Annotated in this window: 15 protein-coding genes; 5 read left to right on the forward strand and 10 right to left on the reverse strand. The window is 69.5% G+C overall.

Annotated elements, in window-relative coordinates; genetic code table 11:
• Window positions 1–275: 275 nt before the first annotated feature.
• Entirely contained in the window at window positions 276–2,069 is a 1,794-nt protein-coding gene (locus OG711_RS01655; RefSeq protein ID WP_329558127.1) for an AfsR/SARP family transcriptional regulator, read from the reverse strand.
• Between the two features lie 593 nt (window positions 2,070–2,662).
• On the opposite strand from OG711_RS01655, the gene OG711_RS01660 reads away from it, so the two are divergent.
• Window positions 2,663–3,373 (forward strand): glycosyltransferase family 4 protein, encoded by a 711-nt coding sequence (locus tag OG711_RS01660; protein ID WP_266510096.1) that lies wholly within the window; start codon window positions 2,663–2,665, stop codon window positions 3,371–3,373.
• Window positions 3,374–4,054: 681 nt separating this feature from the next.
• Window positions 4,055–4,654 carry an SMI1/KNR4 family protein gene (locus OG711_RS01665; protein ID WP_266506684.1) on the forward strand — a complete coding sequence of 200 codons (600 nt, stop codon included), beginning with the start codon at window positions 4,055–4,057 and terminating at the stop codon, window positions 4,652–4,654.
• Window positions 4,655–4,946: 292 nt separating this feature from the next.
• On the opposite strand, the gene OG711_RS01670 is transcribed toward OG711_RS01665, so the two are convergent.
• From OG711_RS01670 to OG711_RS01685, 4 genes are all read right to left on the reverse strand, one after another.
• Window positions 4,947–5,081: a hypothetical protein gene (locus tag OG711_RS01670; RefSeq protein WP_281257833.1), complete on the reverse strand. Its 135-nt coding sequence runs from the start codon at window positions 5,079–5,081 to the stop codon at window positions 4,947–4,949.
• Window positions 5,078–5,419: a hypothetical protein gene (locus OG711_RS01675; protein WP_073792432.1), complete on the reverse strand. Its 342-nt coding sequence runs from the start codon at window positions 5,417–5,419 to the stop codon at window positions 5,078–5,080. Before OG711_RS01675 ends, OG711_RS01670 begins: the two co-directional genes overlap by 4 nt.
• A gap of 703 nt (window positions 5,420–6,122) precedes the next feature.
• Window positions 6,123–6,911 (reverse strand): class I SAM-dependent methyltransferase, encoded by a 789-nt coding sequence (locus OG711_RS01680; RefSeq protein WP_329558128.1) that lies wholly within the window; start codon window positions 6,909–6,911, stop codon window positions 6,123–6,125.
• Window positions 6,912–7,353: 442 nt separating this feature from the next.
• The gene (locus OG711_RS01685; RefSeq protein WP_073792430.1) at window positions 7,354–7,794 is read right to left on the reverse strand and encodes a MarR family winged helix-turn-helix transcriptional regulator; all 441 of its coding nucleotides are present in this window, start codon (window positions 7,792–7,794) and stop codon (window positions 7,354–7,356) included.
• Window positions 7,795–7,862: 68 nt separating this feature from the next.
• Between OG711_RS01685 and OG711_RS01690 the strand changes: the two genes are divergently transcribed.
• Complete coding sequence (locus tag OG711_RS01690; RefSeq protein WP_073792429.1) at window positions 7,863–8,237, forward strand: cupin domain-containing protein; 375 nt, start codon at window positions 7,863–7,865, stop codon at window positions 8,235–8,237.
• Between the two features lie 437 nt (window positions 8,238–8,674).
• Complete coding sequence (locus tag OG711_RS01695) at window positions 8,675–9,214, forward strand: hypothetical protein (protein WP_329558129.1); 540 nt, start codon at window positions 8,675–8,677, stop codon at window positions 9,212–9,214.
• A gap of 662 nt (window positions 9,215–9,876) precedes the next feature.
• Here OG711_RS01695 and OG711_RS01700 read toward each other — a convergent pair.
• The 3 genes from OG711_RS01700 to OG711_RS01710 form a co-directional block, all read right to left on the reverse strand.
• A complete protein-coding gene (locus tag OG711_RS01700; protein WP_143201275.1) occupies window positions 9,877–10,488 on the reverse strand; it encodes a hypothetical protein in 612 nt (203 codons plus the stop codon).
• 145 nt (window positions 10,489–10,633) lie between these two features.
• Window positions 10,634–10,936: a VOC family protein gene (locus OG711_RS01705; protein WP_073792425.1), complete on the reverse strand. Its 303-nt coding sequence runs from the start codon at window positions 10,934–10,936 to the stop codon at window positions 10,634–10,636.
• Between the two features lie 512 nt (window positions 10,937–11,448).
• The gene (locus OG711_RS01710; protein WP_073792424.1) at window positions 11,449–11,661 is read right to left on the reverse strand and encodes a hypothetical protein; all 213 of its coding nucleotides are present in this window, start codon (window positions 11,659–11,661) and stop codon (window positions 11,449–11,451) included.
• A 233-nt stretch (window positions 11,662–11,894) separates the two neighbouring features.
• Between OG711_RS01710 and OG711_RS01715 the strand changes: the two genes are divergently transcribed.
• Entirely contained in the window at window positions 11,895–12,473 is a 579-nt protein-coding gene (locus OG711_RS01715) for a dienelactone hydrolase family protein (protein WP_329558130.1), read from the forward strand.
• 453 nt (window positions 12,474–12,926) lie between these two features.
• On the opposite strand, the gene OG711_RS01720 is transcribed toward OG711_RS01715, so the two are convergent.
• Window positions 12,927–13,415: a nuclear transport factor 2 family protein gene (locus OG711_RS01720; protein ID WP_073792421.1), complete on the reverse strand. Its 489-nt coding sequence runs from the start codon at window positions 13,413–13,415 to the stop codon at window positions 12,927–12,929.
• Window positions 13,416–13,845: 430 nt separating this feature from the next.
• Window positions 13,846–14,355, reverse strand: a complete 510-nt coding sequence (locus OG711_RS01725) for a hypothetical protein (RefSeq protein WP_329558131.1) — start codon at window positions 14,353–14,355, stop codon at window positions 13,846–13,848.
• Between the last annotated feature and the right edge of the window lie 60 nt (window positions 14,356–14,415).

The following is a 14,415-nucleotide window of genomic DNA, read 5'->3' on the forward strand; positions in this document are numbered from 1 at the left end:
GACGGGGAATCAGATCTCCGAGGTCGCCGATGAACTGGGGACAAGCGAGGCGACGTGCGCGAGTCGGGTGTCACGGGCCGGGCGGAGCGAGAAGGGCAAGCCGGCCGAAGCGGATGAGGGGATCACCCGGCCGCGGCAAGAGAACGCGGAGCTGCCCAGGGTGCAGGCCGGAGAGCCTGCCCCTCAGCCGTACATCACGTCCGTGGACCGACCCAACGCAGGATCAGGTGCTCGCCCGGAAATGGCTGCGCACCGCGCTTTCGTGTCCCCCGTTCTCAGTGGACCCACGATGTCGACAGACAAAACACCGCTTGTTGGTCCTGAAGGCGCGGCAGGCGCTGCGCCGCCTCCCGTTCGGTGTCCGACGCGTCCGCCTCTGCCACTTCCCTGGCAAAAGCAGCCGCCAGACCGAGCATCCGGAACATCAGCGGACCCCTGTCGACCACCTTGAGCAACCGGCTGTCCACCAGCCGTTCCAGCGCCTCAGCGTGATCAGGCACCGGGAGGTCCAGCACTGCGGTGGCCGAGAAGGCGGAGGAGACCCCGACGCCGGACAGTCCGATCATCCGGAAGAGGCGCCGCTCATCCTCGGTCAGGCGACGATAGGCAGGAGCGAAGCAGGAGCGGACGCTGAGTGAGTCGCGGGTGAGTTCGTCCAGGAGCCAGCGCTGGTGGGACAGGCGGGAAGCGAGATCACCGAAGGTCCAGTGCGACTTGGCCGCAAGCCTGGCACCGGCGATGCGCAGCGCGAACGGCAGGTAGCAGCAGAGGCGAGCCACTTCGCGAGCCGCGGCCAGTTCTTGGTCCACCCGCGCGGCACCCACCACGTGCTTGAGAAGCGTCACGGCCTGGTGCTGGCTCATGTCGTTGAGCTCGATGCGGGAGGTGAAAGGCATGCCGGTGAGCCGTGCGCTGCTGGTGATGATGACGCCGCTCTCCGGGTTGCCGGGGAGGAGGTGCTGCAACTGTGCCTCGTCGGCGGCGTCGTCGAGCACCAGGAGAACGCGCCGGCCCTTGAGACCGTCACGGAAGCAGGCAGCCTTCGCCGTGAGGCCCTCGGACAGCTCCGACAGAGGAAGGTTCATCGCGCTCAGCATCTGGGCGAGTACCGCCTCGGGCTCCGCGGGATGCTCGGCGCTGCCGCCCAGATCGACGTAGAGTTGTCCGTCCGGGAATGAGGAACGCAACTGTTGCGCGAGGTGGACGGCGACTGTCGTCTTTCCGGCCCCGCCCTGGCCCGTGATCGCCGCGACGGTCGTGGTGGTGGGGTCACGGGCCGTGAAAACGTGAGCAACGGCCTTGGAGACCTCACCTGGTACAAAATCAGGAGTGTCGGCGGGAAGTTGCGACGGGGACACCCACCCGGACCGCGACACGTTGGTCGACGTCCACGCGTTCGCCGTGCCGCTGTCCTGCGCATCCCGCTCCAGAAGGGACCGATGCAGGTCCCGCAGTTCGGAAGTCGGCTCGGCGCCGAGCTCGTCGGCAAGTTTCGAACGCAGCTCGGCGTAGACGGCGAGGGCTTCGGCCGAGCGGCTGGACCGGTGGAGGGCCGTCATCAGGTGGCCGTGGAACGTCTCGCGGAGCGGGTACCTCGCGACGAGGGGCTTGAGTCTGCTCACCACCTGCGTATGCGCTCCCATGGCCAGCATCACATCGGTGTGCTGTTCCAGAGCGACCAACCGCAGCTCGGTCAGCCTATCGGCTTCCGCGGCGACGCAGTCACCCGCTGTGACGTCTGTGAACGCCTCTCCCTCCCAGAGCGACAGGGCGCGCTCGAGCAGGTCGGCCGCCTTGTCGAGGAACCCCTTGTCGCGTTCCCGCATGCCTGCCGCCAATAACTTCTCGAACTGATCGGCGTCGACTTCGTCGGGGCACAGGCGGTAGGCACCGGGCTCGGTCGACATCACCGCCATGACGGTACCCGGGTCGGACATTGACCGGAAGAGCGACCTGATACGCGACACCCTGACATGTACCGCGTTGGCCCGATTGACCGGTACTTGCGCGGGCCATGCCGCCTCGGCGAGGTGGTCGACCGAGACCACGCGCCCGGCGTGGGTCAGCATCTCCGCCAGGAACGCTCTGTCTCTGCGTCCAGTCAACATCGCCCCTGTCCCCTGCCCGTTCGACACTCTCAACGATCCAAGTACGCAGAACCTCATAACTTGATCGTTGCACGACGTTCATCCGATCACCACAGGCTGCAACCCCCGGAGGGCCAACCGGTGCACGGCGCGGGTGCCGCCGTACTCCTTGGTGAGATCTTGGACGTCGATGCTGGTCAAGGCGCCGGAGTGGCGACCGGGCACGGGTCCAGGACTCTGCCGCCCGAGGAGAGCGTCTCCCCCGTTCGGGGGAGGCTCGCCGTCAGTTCCGGACGCCACATGACGGAGTGACCTGCCTGCTGCGCCCGCTGATTGACGGGACGAGGCACACCCACCTGCCGTCCAAGCCATGGGTGCCCGCAGTGTCGCTGCTTGCGCTGGGGCTGATCCCCGCGGTGCGCCTGAGCGAGGGCATGCAGGCGCGCCTGCTGATGACGCCCGGCAAGCGGGGTGCCCCGGACGCGCGGCGATCACGGTCACACCGCCAGCCACGTGGCGGGACCGGCTGCGGACAGTGGTAGGGGCTGGAGGCGCGCATGGCCCTCGGTGCGGTGATGCTCCTCGCTCCCTCTGGCTGCTGGTCCTCGCCGTGGTGCTGGCCCGACTCTCCTTCGGGCAGGTGCCGGACGACATCTGGGTCCTCTCGAAGGCGCACCCGCACTGGGCGTACGCAGCGCGGCGCTTGGCCTGCTCAGCCTCCCGCCGGCGGCGGGTCTCCTCTTCCCGGCGGGTCTGCTGCTGTGCCCGGAGCCGGGCCGCCCGCTCTCGCGCGGCTAAAATCCACGATCACCGCAGTCGAAGCCCTCTCATTGACCGACCAGCCACACCACTTGACCGTGATCGGCGAAGGAACCCTCCAGGAGCACCTGCAACAGCGGGCAGTCGAACTCGGGCTCCGGGACCGGGTCCGCTTCGTCCCGTTCCTGCCCCGCGCCGAACTCTGGCGCCTCCTGCCGGACTTCGACGCCTTCGTCTTCACCACCACAGGTCTTGAGGCCTTCGGGCTCGTCCTCATCGAAGCCCAGGCCCACGGGCTTCCGGTCGTCTACTCCAACCTGCCCGGTGTAAAGGAAACCCTCGGAGGCGCCGGAGTTCCCTACACTCCCGGCGACCCGCGCTCACTGGCCGCGGCCCTGGACGGGATGGGCCGCGCCCCCCACCGGCGCAAGGCCCTGAGCAAGGCGGCTCTCGACAACGCGCGCCGATACGACATCGCCGCCACCGGCCGCCGGCTCCGCGAACTGACCATCCGCGTCACCTCCTGAGCCCGATGCTCGTCCAGTTGGCCACCGACCGCTCCCTGCCTCGGCATCCTCCTGGGATCGCTGCACTCCGCGGCCATCACCATCCGCACCTGGCAGAAGAAGCCAGGCAATGCCGCGGCGTACCACAACGCCCTTCATCGCGTCGCCGGGATCGCCATCGCCGGAGGTGCTTCGCAAGGTGGCCCCAGCCAGGTGACGAGTTACTGTGACAGTGGAGCGGGCGTGCCTTCGCGGACGCGAGGCAGGGAGCGGTGAAAGGTCATGCCGGTACGATTCCGAAGGTGTCGCTGCGGGCCACGCGCCGAAGGGATTGAGGGAGACCTGGAGGAGGTCGCCGCCTCGGATCCGGAGGCAGAAGCTGTTGCGGCTGACCGGGGCGATTTGATGACCGCCCCAGCGGTGGTAGCCGAGGAGATCGAACTCTTCGCTGTCCGCAGCCTGGCACCCGTACCGGATGATTCGCCTCCGTCGTATCGCAGTCCAGTGACGCCATCACGTCGCCCCGCCAGTTGCCGCCGGGACCGCGGACTTCCGGCTCGGCGTGGTGCCCGGCGGTAGCGAGCTCCAGCTTCAGCAGACGGTGCTCCATCCGAGCCTTGAACACGGTCCTGGCCCGGATTCGCCGCACCGGTGACGGGGTGGATATTCTTTCCCGCCACCGGTGGAAGGGAGTGGCGTTCCATGAGCGAGGTGAAGGGTGTCGAGGCGGTGCCCCGGCTCTGGCAGCGCTTCACGGAGTGGCTCAGGCACAACGCCCCTGAGGACCACGCAGTGCTGTTGCCGGGGATCGGGGCGGAGGAGCTCGGCACGCTGGAGCGGGAGATCGGCTTCCCTCTGGACGGCGGGCTGAAGGCGCTGCTGTCGGTTTGCTGTGGGGTCGTGACCCCTGCGTCGAGCATGGAGCCCGGCGCTTTCTTCCTCCAGTACAGCCTGCTGGACGCCGCCGGGATCGTGGAGTGGCAGCGGTACTTCGCCAACGCGGAGCGGGACCTCGTCGCGGACGGAAACGGCTGGGGCGTCGGGATGCTGGCGCACCACTCGTGGGTGCCCTTCGCCCAGGCCAACACCGGGGACGTGTTGTTCGTGGACCACCGGGACGGCCACGAAGGAGAGGTAGGGGAGATGTCCTTCGGCGACCCCCGGTACCGGCTGCTGCGGCCCGGTCTCACAGAGACACTGCACGACATGTGCGTCGCGGTCGAGGAGTCCGCCCCACTCCTGTCGCCCGAGTTGAGGCGGCGTCCAGTGGTGCACGAGGGGCGCATGCTGGAGTGGCACTGAGGGCTTGCAGGCGGCGAGAACGCTTCCGCCGGCGGCCGGGGCGGCCATGCCGCGTTCCGTCATCGTCATCCCGATCGCGGTCCCCAGCCCGAGCGGCTCGCGGCCGTCACCGCACCGCTGGCCGCCGTCCAGCGGGCGCGCGGCGCAGGCCCGGTCGGATTCTTCCTGGCCTGCCGTGGCGTGTCGCGACGTGCTCGGACCAGGCCGGCCGGTGGTGCGGGGAGCCGTGAACGTACGGGCCGGCACCGGCGGGGCCGGAGCTCCCGGGGTGCCTGGCGGGTGAGCGGTGCGGTCAGGCGACCTGGTCCATGCCGGCGCCGACCTTCTTCATGCACGCGTCCTCGAAGGCCCTGAGACTGATCTGGCCGTCGTGCCCGGGGCCTATGAACTCCGTGAAGAGGGTCCAGCCGCGCTGCTTGAGGATCACCTTGGGTATTCCGTCTCCCCGTCCGGTGTCTTGCGCACCCTCTGGTCGTGGGTCCGCCAGTCACGCTCCCGCAGTTCGCGGACCGCCGTGTCGTAGCGGGCGATGTCGACCGGGGTGGCGGTGATGTCGGTCGTCCAGGCCTTGAGAGCGACGCTGCACGACGCTGCCGTGCCCGGCCGGACGCCCGCGGCGTCACGGGCGAACTCCTCGTTCGCCGGGACATCCGCGTCGGCGGCCGAGGTGTCGAGGTCCGCGCGTACGACCTCCCTGGGGAGCGGCCCGGTGCCCTTGGGGCGGGGGCGGAGCCGGGGTGACGGCCGCTCCGGCGCCCGAACCACCCGTGCCGCACCCCGCGGCTCCGACCACGACGACCGTTACCACCACGGCGGCGGCCCACTTCGCTCTGCCCACAGTCCGTACCCTTCCCCACACCGCGGGGAGCAGGCGCCCCCGTGACCTGGGGAGGAGTCTGCCACGGCGTGCTGACGCGACAACCGGCAGCCTCTCCGCCTGACGACCGGTGAGCAGCCCCGCCGGTCGGCCGCTACGACGGCCGCCCCTGACAGCTCCGTTCTCACGTGCACCGCCAAGCGGACGGGATGCCGTACCGGCGGGCACCACGCCTACGCGGCCCGGGACCGCGTCGCGGTCGTCGAACACCTGGCGCATCTGGACGCGGACCAGCTGGAGTTCACCGCGGGTGTGCTCCGCAACACCTGCAACGACACCCTCCAGGTCCTGCGGGAGACCGGCCGCCCGCACAACCCGGCCACCGTGGTCCGCCAGGCGGTGCGGACGGTGTCGGTCCTTTCGGCTGGGACGGCTGGGCGGTGCCCGCCCTTCTCGTCTTCGGTTTCGGCGGCCCGGAGCCCGTCGCAGGTCAGCTCTCGTTGGAAGTCGCGTCGGACTTCCCCGGCCACTACGGCCGCACCCGCCCGCCGGCAGCCGGGCTGCGCCCGCTGCGTGACCCGAGCACCGACGAGAAAGCGGCCGACGACGAGAACAGCCGGCCGCTTCCCAGCGGTCAGGCCGTTCTGGTTACTACCCGGCGTGCAGGACGAAGAACAGGAAGCACAGGAATCGCGGCTCGGCCGCGATGGCCTCGGGGAACATCTCGCGGGCGGCGGGATCAGGATCCGGCTCGCTGATGACCGATATCCTGAAACCGGCCCCGCCGAAAGCCTCGATCATCGCGTGCAACGGCCTGTGCCATCTGCTCACCAGAGCGGTCCGGCCGCCCACGGTCCACTCCACGGTCCATTTGGTGGTGTCGAAATAGTTGCACTTCGCCTCGCGACCGGCCTCGCGGTGTATGAGATTGATGGCAAAGGGATGGTCGACAGACGCGATCAGCCGACCGCCGGGCCTGAGTACGCGTCGCAGCTCGGCCAGCGCCGGCCCCCAGTCCTCCAGGTAGTGCAGCACCAGGGACGCCACTACATCGTCGAACGTGTCATCAGCGTAAGGAAGCGCGCTGCCCAGGTCCGCCACCTGCAGGTCCGCACCGCCGCCGAGCCGCTGCCGAGCCAGCTCCAGCATCCCGGCACTCGTGTCGAAGCCACTCACCACGGCGCCACGGTCGCGCAGCGCGGCAAACAGGGCCCCCGAGCCGCAACCGGCGTCGAGGATCCGCCGGCCGGCCACCTCTCCGGCGAGGGCCAGCATCGCGGGCCGCTCGTAGTAGGCATTGACAAGGTTGGTTTCGTTCGCGGCCGTGTACGCCTCGGCGAAGCTGTTGTAGTCGTTGGTCCCCGACGGATCCACACTCACTGCGGACGGCGAGACCAGCCTGGTGGAAATCGCCTGCTCTGGGCGCTCGCTTGGGATCATGGTGCGGGAGACGTGCGCTGCAGCAGTCCGGTTCCTGGCTGCGGCCAACTGCTGCGCTGCGTCGTCGCACGGGTCGATCCCGTCTACCCCGGAGTCCTCTCCCTGTCGGGCCACGCCGGTGCGGCGGGCCCTCCCGGAACACAGCAAGCACCCCGGCGCTCGTGCCGGAGAACGGAAGCGCGAGCACAAGGCTCCCCGGGCCGGGTTCGCCTCATAGGCGACCGCCACCGTCATGCGGATGCTGCGCGAACACGACGAACAGGCGGCAGCACTGACGAGCACCTGACCGCTGCGACCCCTGTCGCAAAGTGGTTGGCTACAGAAGTTCTTCGGGGATTGCGGGATCCGCGACTTGCTGCGCATCCCGACACGGGAGGCGCGAATCCGTTGTCCTGACTCCTCCTCGGTGACCTGCGACAGCCCAGGCCAGTGCCTTACTGGCTCACCACGGAGGGCGGATCGGCCCCTGTGGCGTAAGCCGGGTCAGGTCGGCGACAAGTTCACTGAAGCGCGCCTCTCCCAGCGCTTCTCGCCATGGTGCGACGGCTGCCCGGGCAGCCTGGTCGGCGGCGCGAGTGGCAGCCCAACCGGCCTCGGTAAGCCCCAGGAGCCGGGCTCGGGCATCGTGCGGGTGAGGATGCCGCACCAGGTATCCCTTGCGGACCAGTTCCTCGACCAACTGGGCGCCGGCCTGCTTGGTCACCCCCAGGTGCTCTGCCAGGTCGGCCGTAGTGGCGTCGCCCAGGGAGATGCGGGCGAAGGCGAAACCGTGTGCCGGCCGCAGATCCTCAAAACCTTGCCGGGACACGCGAGCGTGGATCTCCTGCACCAACTGTCCGGAGAGTGCCAGCACGACAGCGGAGAAGGCCAGAGCGTCATCCATGGGCTTGACTATAACTGGTCAAGCTGCTTGTCTTCATGGACAAGCTACTTGTCCATAAGGAGGCTGCTATGCCGTTCATCCGCCGCGACGAGGCCGTCGTGCACGAGATCCACGGTGTCCGCTTCGTTTCCTACGTCCGCCCGGGCTCGGGCAGCCGGGATCTCGCCGCCTGGCGCGGCGAGATCCCGGCCGGAACGATGGGCCAGCCCCACATGATCAGCCACGAGGAAACGTTCTACGTTCTGTCCGGTCGCCTGCGGCTCACCATCGGCGGCGAGACCGCCGAACTCGGCTTCGGCGACGCAGCGGTGGCTCCGGCAGGCTCCGAGCTGGCAGTTGCCAACACCACCGACCAGCCCGCGCACATGTGGGTCACCACACGTGTCGGGCTCAGCGCCAAACTCGCCGACGGCAGCACCATCACGCCGCCCTGGACTCATTGAACCCACCCGAAGCAAGGTCATCAAGCAGAGCGTGGACGATGCCGAATCAGTCGATGCGGCAGGGTGCGACCCATCGTGATCAACTTCTCCCGATCGGCCCGTCTGCCATGCCCATCGCCCGGGCCTGCCCGACAGCCCTGGCCGCCGCCGAGCGCGAGCGGTTGAAGAAGACGGCCTCTTCGCCACAAGACCGAGTAGCGGCTGGACCACTCCAGCAGCACCAGCTGGATCCCACCCAGGTAGACCCGTCTCGTATGCCGGGAGCGAGGCTCGGACCGCGGGCCACCGTCGAGGAGGATGCGAACCCAGGCTTCGACGACGCGATGGATGCCCGGGGCCGTCCCGTCGAGTTCCCGTTCCAACCACCGGCCGACGGCGGTGAGGGCCCGGACCCCGCAGTCAGAACCGGTACCGCTGGGGCCGGATACCATCCCGGAATGCCCCAACAGCAAGAGGAGTCCTCCGAGCAGCAGTCCAGACTGCAGTGGCTGCTCCCCCACCGTCTCGCCGTGCGCGAGGGATGGCGGTACGCGAGCCTCGATGGGCTGCTGATGGCGCACGGCCGCTGGTTCACCCCTTCCCCCCTCCCCGCGGAGGTGGCCCCCGGGGTCCCCGGGGCATGCTTCCGGGAATCACTGGCCTGGGCATCCGGGCAGCCCCCCGACGACACTGCCTACGTGGAAGGGTTCGCGGACGACATGATTCTGGGGCCGACCGCTCACGCGTGGTGCTCACGGGCCGACGCCCGGGCGATCGACCGCACCTGGAACCCGCCCGGCGTGGCATACATCGGCCTCCCCCTCCGGCCGGAAGCGGCAAAGTCGTTCACGCACGACAACGGCACGTGGTCCGTTCTGTTCGCCTCCGGCGGGCTGAGCTCGCCGACAGCCGAGAATTGGATGCGGCACGGCATCCCCCAGGGTGTGCTGGCAGACGTCGGCATTCCCTTCCCCGCAGCGTTCCCTCAGCCGGGCTGACCGGACCGCACCACGCCGTCGGCCCGGGGCCGAATGGCGCGGCGGCCGACATGCTCCCGTGGTGGTGAAGGCCCGAGCCTGACACGCGCCTGGCCTTCACTCAGTCCAGCGGCATCCGGTCCATGGGCATCAGGACCGGACCCGGCAGGCATCCTTAGCGCGAAGCGCGCCTTCGCCGATGCGGTCCCACACAGGGGTTCCGTGCCGACGTACCGGCCCAAGAGCGGTCGCCGGGGCCATCGCTGCGGGCTTCAGCCGTGACCAGGTGACGCGGTACCGGCCGCGATCGCCCTGCACGGCGCGACGGGCAAAGCGTTGGCGGAGTCCGGCGGCCGGGGCCTCCGGGGCCACTGATCAGGCGGCCCCCGGCTGATGGCGGCTCCGCCAGGGGGCCCCGCAGCGCCGTGTCCGCTTCGCGCACCTTCCATCGTGTGGCCCCTGGTGGGCCGCGGTGCGACTCTTGTCCGATGAGGACAGAACGGCGGAGCCAGGCCGCGCGCGACGATATTGGCGCCGGAGACGCCAACATCCAGCGTGATGGCGCCGAGTTCATCAGGAAGATGCGGGCCCGGGCCGGCGCAGAGGCTGCCTACGGCGCAGACAGGCGGTCGGGGCCAGCGGCTGCCGTCCCGGGTGGCGATCATGTCGTTCAGGTGGCGGATCTAGCGCTGCTCGGCGTCCTCCACGAGCTCGCATCGCCAGTCGTAGTGGACCCGGTAGAGGGACTCGGTGGCCACGGGCACAGCCGATCCGTCAAGGGGGACGGTCGCCAGGTGAACGGTCCCGCCGTACAGGGCCACACAGGTCAGGACCGCACGCAGGTACTCGTGCCCGTGCTCCTCCAGGCCCACAGTCCCGTCCTTGTGGGCGTGCGCGACCTCGTGCAGACCCACGGTGCGGGTCTCGTCGAGGTCCGTGAAGGCCGGTGCCGGGTCGAAGACGCGGTGCGGGCACTGGTCCACGGAGATGTCGCGGACGGCGACCGTGATGTTGATGTCAGTCCGTGAGCCTGCGGCCCCGGCGGTGGTGACGATGGCGAGCAGGCGGTCGCGGATTGCCGCTGCCTGTGCGTCGATCGTGGCCCACAGCGGGCCGACACGGTGGCTCTCCAGGTGGAGGTAGAGGCTGATCATCAGCTCCGCCTCGGCCTGGGTCATCGTGACCTCGGGCAGCAGATCCTCCGGGACGGCGGCCAGGCGCAGTGGCGAGGGCCGGAACCTCGGGCTCGCGGTTCCCGTGCAACTCAGCGGCAGCCCTTCGATGGAAGGCCGCACCGCCACCACGTCGGCAGCCGGACCGCAGGGCGGCCCCGGGCGGGCCGGCCACGGGCACCCGCCCGCGCGCACGGCTCCCCCGCCATGGGCCGTGAACGTGACCACAACGTCAGTACCGAACACCGTCGTGACAGCCGTCCGGACTTCAGCTTCTGCCAACAGCAGGCTCTGCGGTCACGACGACGGTCCGGCCGTCGGGGTCGGTCAGGCGGTGTGTCCCGGTCGGGAGCGGCCCGGCCGGAACGCTGAAGGCGAGGCGCGCACGTCCGGTGGCCTCCTTGCCGTCCGCCGGGTACACCTCGAAGACGAAGCCGCCCTCGAGTTCAGCGGCGTAGTGCACGGGGCCGGCCCCGTGCTGTTCACGGACCATGGGCAGGCCGAAGCCGGCGTAGAAAGTCCGGCAGCCTTCGAGGTCCGGGGTGTAGATGACGAGCAGGGTGGCTCGCATGGTTTGCTCCTTGACGGCGTCGGGAGAGGGTCGCCGGCCCCGGGGCCGATGGGCCGGATCCAGTGCCGGCGGATCACTTCGCCGTGCTGGCTGAAGCAGATCGTCAGCGCTTTCCATGGTGACTTCGGCCCGATGGCCCTCTGATGCGGGTTGCCAGTCTGCCGTCTGTCCGGCGGGTGATGTAGTCCGCGCGGAGAGCGTCTACCGGCGGGAGCGAAGTGAACGGCCGCCCCGCCCTTCGCCCGGCATGCCGCCGCAGCCCGGGCTGCCGTCGCCACTCAGCACCTGGGCATCCGGCAGCCACCGCGAGGACGGGACAAGCAGGGGCGTTGCATACCCTCGGGGCCGGTGGTCCGCAGATCTCCGGCCGGCTTCCGGGCCGGTGGTCCGCACCCTTCGAAGGCCCATGGCACCAGAGGCCGTCGGCCATCACCGGCGGTCCGGGCCCGACCCTCCTCGCCGCTGCCGGCCGGCACGCCATGTGTTGTCCGCCTCGCAGGGCCGGGGGCGCCTCAGGGGTGGGACCGCAGCCGGGCGGGGTCGCGCTCCGCGTCCGTGCCGCCGACCGCCGGGACGTGATGTCCGGATGTTCCCGCCCTGCGCAGCCGCGCTTCGGGGCCGGCGGGTGTATGGGGGGCGGCGTGGGCGGCAGTCGTGGTGTTCTGCCGGACGTCCCGCTCCCGCCTGACCCGCTTGCAGAAGGCCAGGCGAGAGGGTTCCGGCATGCCCACAACGCGTCCGGCAACTCACCGCCGACAACCGCACCCTCGACGAACGGCTCAAGGCCGCCCGCTCCAACCTCCGCTTCCAGGATAGGCGCGTCGCCGACCTCGAAGCCCGAATCGCAGACCCAGCTTCAACGATCTGATCCCGTCCGGCTACGACCCGCAGATGTCAGTGCCGCGGGCCATACTCGTGCCGCGGCGCCGCCCGGGCACCGCAGCACGCGGGGAGCGACATGGCTGAGGTGCTGGTTTTCCACCACGGGCACGGGCTGACCGTCGGCGTCCGTGAGTTCGCCGAGCAGCTGCGACGGGCCGGACACACCGTCCACGTCTCGGACCTGTTCGAGGGGCAGGTATTCGACAGCCTCGAGGAGGGCATCGGTTACGCCGAGGACGCCGGGTTCGGCACGGTCATCGCGCGCGGAACCACGGCCGCCGAGGGGCTGCCTGCGGAACTCGTCTACCTCGGGTTCTCGCTCGGCGTCCTGCCGGCGCAGAAGCTGGCGCAGACCCGCCCCGGCGCGAAGGGCGGGCTGCTGCTGGAGGCATGCGTCCCGGTCGCGGAGTTCGGCGGCGCCTGGCCCCACGATGTCGCGGTCCAGGTCCACGGCATGGACGCGGATCCGTTCTTCGCCGGGGAGGGCGACGTGGACGCAGCCCGGGCGCTCGTCGAGACGGCGGCGGATGCCGAGCTGTTCCTCTATCCCGGCGGCAGGCACCTGTTCACCGACAGCAGCCTGCCGCCCTACGACGAGCAGGCCGCCGCGCAGGTCTCTCATCGAGTGCTGGACTTCCTCGACCGCATCAAGTAGCCCGGCATTTCGGCGAGGACTACCAAGGCCCAAGGCTGCCCACTCCAAACTGCGCTTCCAAGACCGACGCATCGCCGACCTCGAAGCCCCGCCTCACCGACCCGGGATCAGCGACGTGGTCCTGCCTCGCTGACCTCCTCACAGCCCGTCCACCGTCCCGGTGGACGGGCCCCCACGAGACCACCCGGACGAGCTACAGCAACGGCCCCAACTCGCCATCACGGACATGTAGTGTATGAACCGTCGCAGTTCAGAGCCGGTGCACGAGCTCCTGCGGTCGGTAAACTCGACGAAGCGCGGGAGACTGCCGATCCGGTCCGGCTGATGCGCCTGTTCGGGATCACCTCCTACACCGCGATCCGCTACGTCCGCACCGCCCACCCCGAACGCTTCACGATCGACCCCACACAAGCCTGAGGGGACGGGGCCGTCCGCAGGAAGCGTCGCCTGTGATCAGCTGCTCTTGCCTGCGTGGTCAGGCTCCCCGAGACGCTCCGTCGGCCCACCGAACGGCAGGACCAGAGTTCGCTTCGCCAGAAGCCAGACACCATCGGTCCTGCGGAAGGTGTCTTCATAGTGACCAATGTTTGCTGGCAACCGGGGTGGAACAAGCAGGCCTTCGGCATAGCCGTCGACCCGGTAAGTTGCGAAATAGGTCGTGGCCGTTGCCTCGTTGGTCGAGTGAACAGTGACCAGAATGTTCGTGCACATCCGCCTGGACAGCCGGTCCGCCGGCCGGGATCCGAAGTAGTGGCGAAGGGCTTCGCGTCCTTCGATACGACGACCGTCACGCGGCCACTCCCAGACTCCGTCCGGGGTGAACAGGTCGGCCACCGTGCTCGGTTCGCCGAGATCAAGCCTTCGGACGAGTTCCAGGACCAAACGCTCACATGAGCGCTCAGCGGGCATACGGTCCAGGGAACCGAGATCTTCGTTAGTCATCTGCGATCTCTATCAGCCGCCGTGCCAGACCACGAGTGCTTTTCGTCGGCATTGGGGCCGGACACGGGTGAGCTGAGCTGCACCGAACCCGCTTGCGCCTCCCAGGAGAGCCCCACCCCACGAGCGGGTTCCCAGCAAGGCAGCCTTCAGATTCCACGAACCCGCTGGTTTCCATACCTAGCATGCCCTTCGGCCTTCGTGAGCAGGCCACCCTGCGGGACCTCGCCCGCCGGTGCCACACAGCTTGGGTCTCGTACCGACTGGCCGTGCAGGAGCGCGGAGGGAGAAGGTCTGTGCCCTCCCGGCGCCAGGAGAGCGGGCGTACATCCCTGCGGTGGATGTGCCGAGGAGCGGCGCGACCACGGAGCGCAGGGGCTGGCACCGACGGGGCGGGGCGCTCCCCCGAGTGTCTGTCCTGCGAGCGGTGTGGTCAGGCGACCGGTCCATGCTGGCGTCGGCCTTCTTCCTGCACGCGTCCTCGACGCCGTGAGGCTGGTCGGGCCGCCGTCCCGGGTCGGTGCTCGTAGTAGTGCTCGTCGGCGACGAGTACCGAGGTGACGTGGACCGGGAGGCCGCCGCTGGTGCGCGGGACGTCCTGCGAGGTCTCCCGGGTGAATCCGAGGGAGGCACCGGGGATGAAGGGGTACTGCGGCTCGGAGCGGTCGACGGTCCAGCCTCGCTCCTGGGCCCGGCGGAGGAGGTGGTCGGCTGGTGTGGTGAAGACGTCGTCGCCGTCGAGAAGGACTCGTACGCCGGTCCGCCGGCCTTCGCCGGGCCACCAGAGCTCGACCGCGGTGACTCGGCCGGGCTCTTCGAGCGCGACGTCGACACGGATCTCCCGGCAGGCCGTGAAGACCGTCGCCGAGCCGTCGTCCTCGTCGTGTTCGACTCGGGGCAGGCCCCACGGGGTGACTGCGGCCCGGGCCTCCTCGAGGGTCATGCCGAGGTGTACAGGGCCGACGCTGCGGGGCGGTTCCAGAACCAGGTCCATGAGTTGCGT

It is taken from the genome of Streptomyces uncialis, assembly GCF_036250755.1.
GTDB classification, from domain to species: Bacteria; Actinomycetota; Actinomycetes; order Streptomycetales; family Streptomycetaceae; genus Streptomyces; species Streptomyces uncialis.

Excerpts from the sequence above, each read along its gene's own strand:
- OG711_RS01655 (WP_329558127.1), bottom strand. The coding sequence starts at position 2,069 with ATGCTGACCCACGCCGGGCGCGTGGTCTCGGTCGACCACCTCGCCGAG.
- OG711_RS01660 (WP_266510096.1), top strand. The coding sequence starts at position 2,663 with ATGCTCCTCGCTCCCTCTGGCTGCTGGTCCTCGCCGTGGTGCTGGCCC.
- OG711_RS01665 (WP_266506684.1), top strand. The coding sequence starts at position 4,055 with ATGAGCGAGGTGAAGGGTGTCGAGGCGGTGCCCCGGCTCTGGCAGCGC.
- OG711_RS01680 (WP_329558128.1), bottom strand. The coding sequence starts at position 6,911 with ATGATCCCAAGCGAGCGCCCAGAGCAGGCGATTTCCACCAGGCTGGTC.
- OG711_RS01685 (WP_073792430.1), bottom strand. The coding sequence starts at position 7,794 with ATGGATGACGCTCTGGCCTTCTCCGCTGTCGTGCTGGCACTCTCCGGA.
- OG711_RS01690 (WP_073792429.1), top strand. The coding sequence starts at position 7,863 with ATGCCGTTCATCCGCCGCGACGAGGCCGTCGTGCACGAGATCCACGGT.
- OG711_RS01695 (WP_329558129.1), top strand. The coding sequence starts at position 8,675 with ATGCCCCAACAGCAAGAGGAGTCCTCCGAGCAGCAGTCCAGACTGCAG.
- OG711_RS01705 (WP_073792425.1), bottom strand. The coding sequence starts at position 10,936 with ATGCGAGCCACCCTGCTCGTCATCTACACCCCGGACCTCGAAGGCTGC.
- OG711_RS01710 (WP_073792424.1), bottom strand. The coding sequence starts at position 11,661 with ATGCCGGAACCCTCTCGCCTGGCCTTCTGCAAGCGGGTCAGGCGGGAG.
- OG711_RS01715 (WP_329558130.1), top strand. The coding sequence starts at position 11,895 with ATGGCTGAGGTGCTGGTTTTCCACCACGGGCACGGGCTGACCGTCGGC.
- OG711_RS01720 (WP_073792421.1), bottom strand. The coding sequence starts at position 13,415 with ATGACTAACGAAGATCTCGGTTCCCTGGACCGTATGCCCGCTGAGCGC.
- OG711_RS01725 (WP_329558131.1), bottom strand. The coding sequence starts at position 14,355 with ATGACCCTCGAGGAGGCCCGGGCCGCAGTCACCCCGTGGGGCCTGCCC.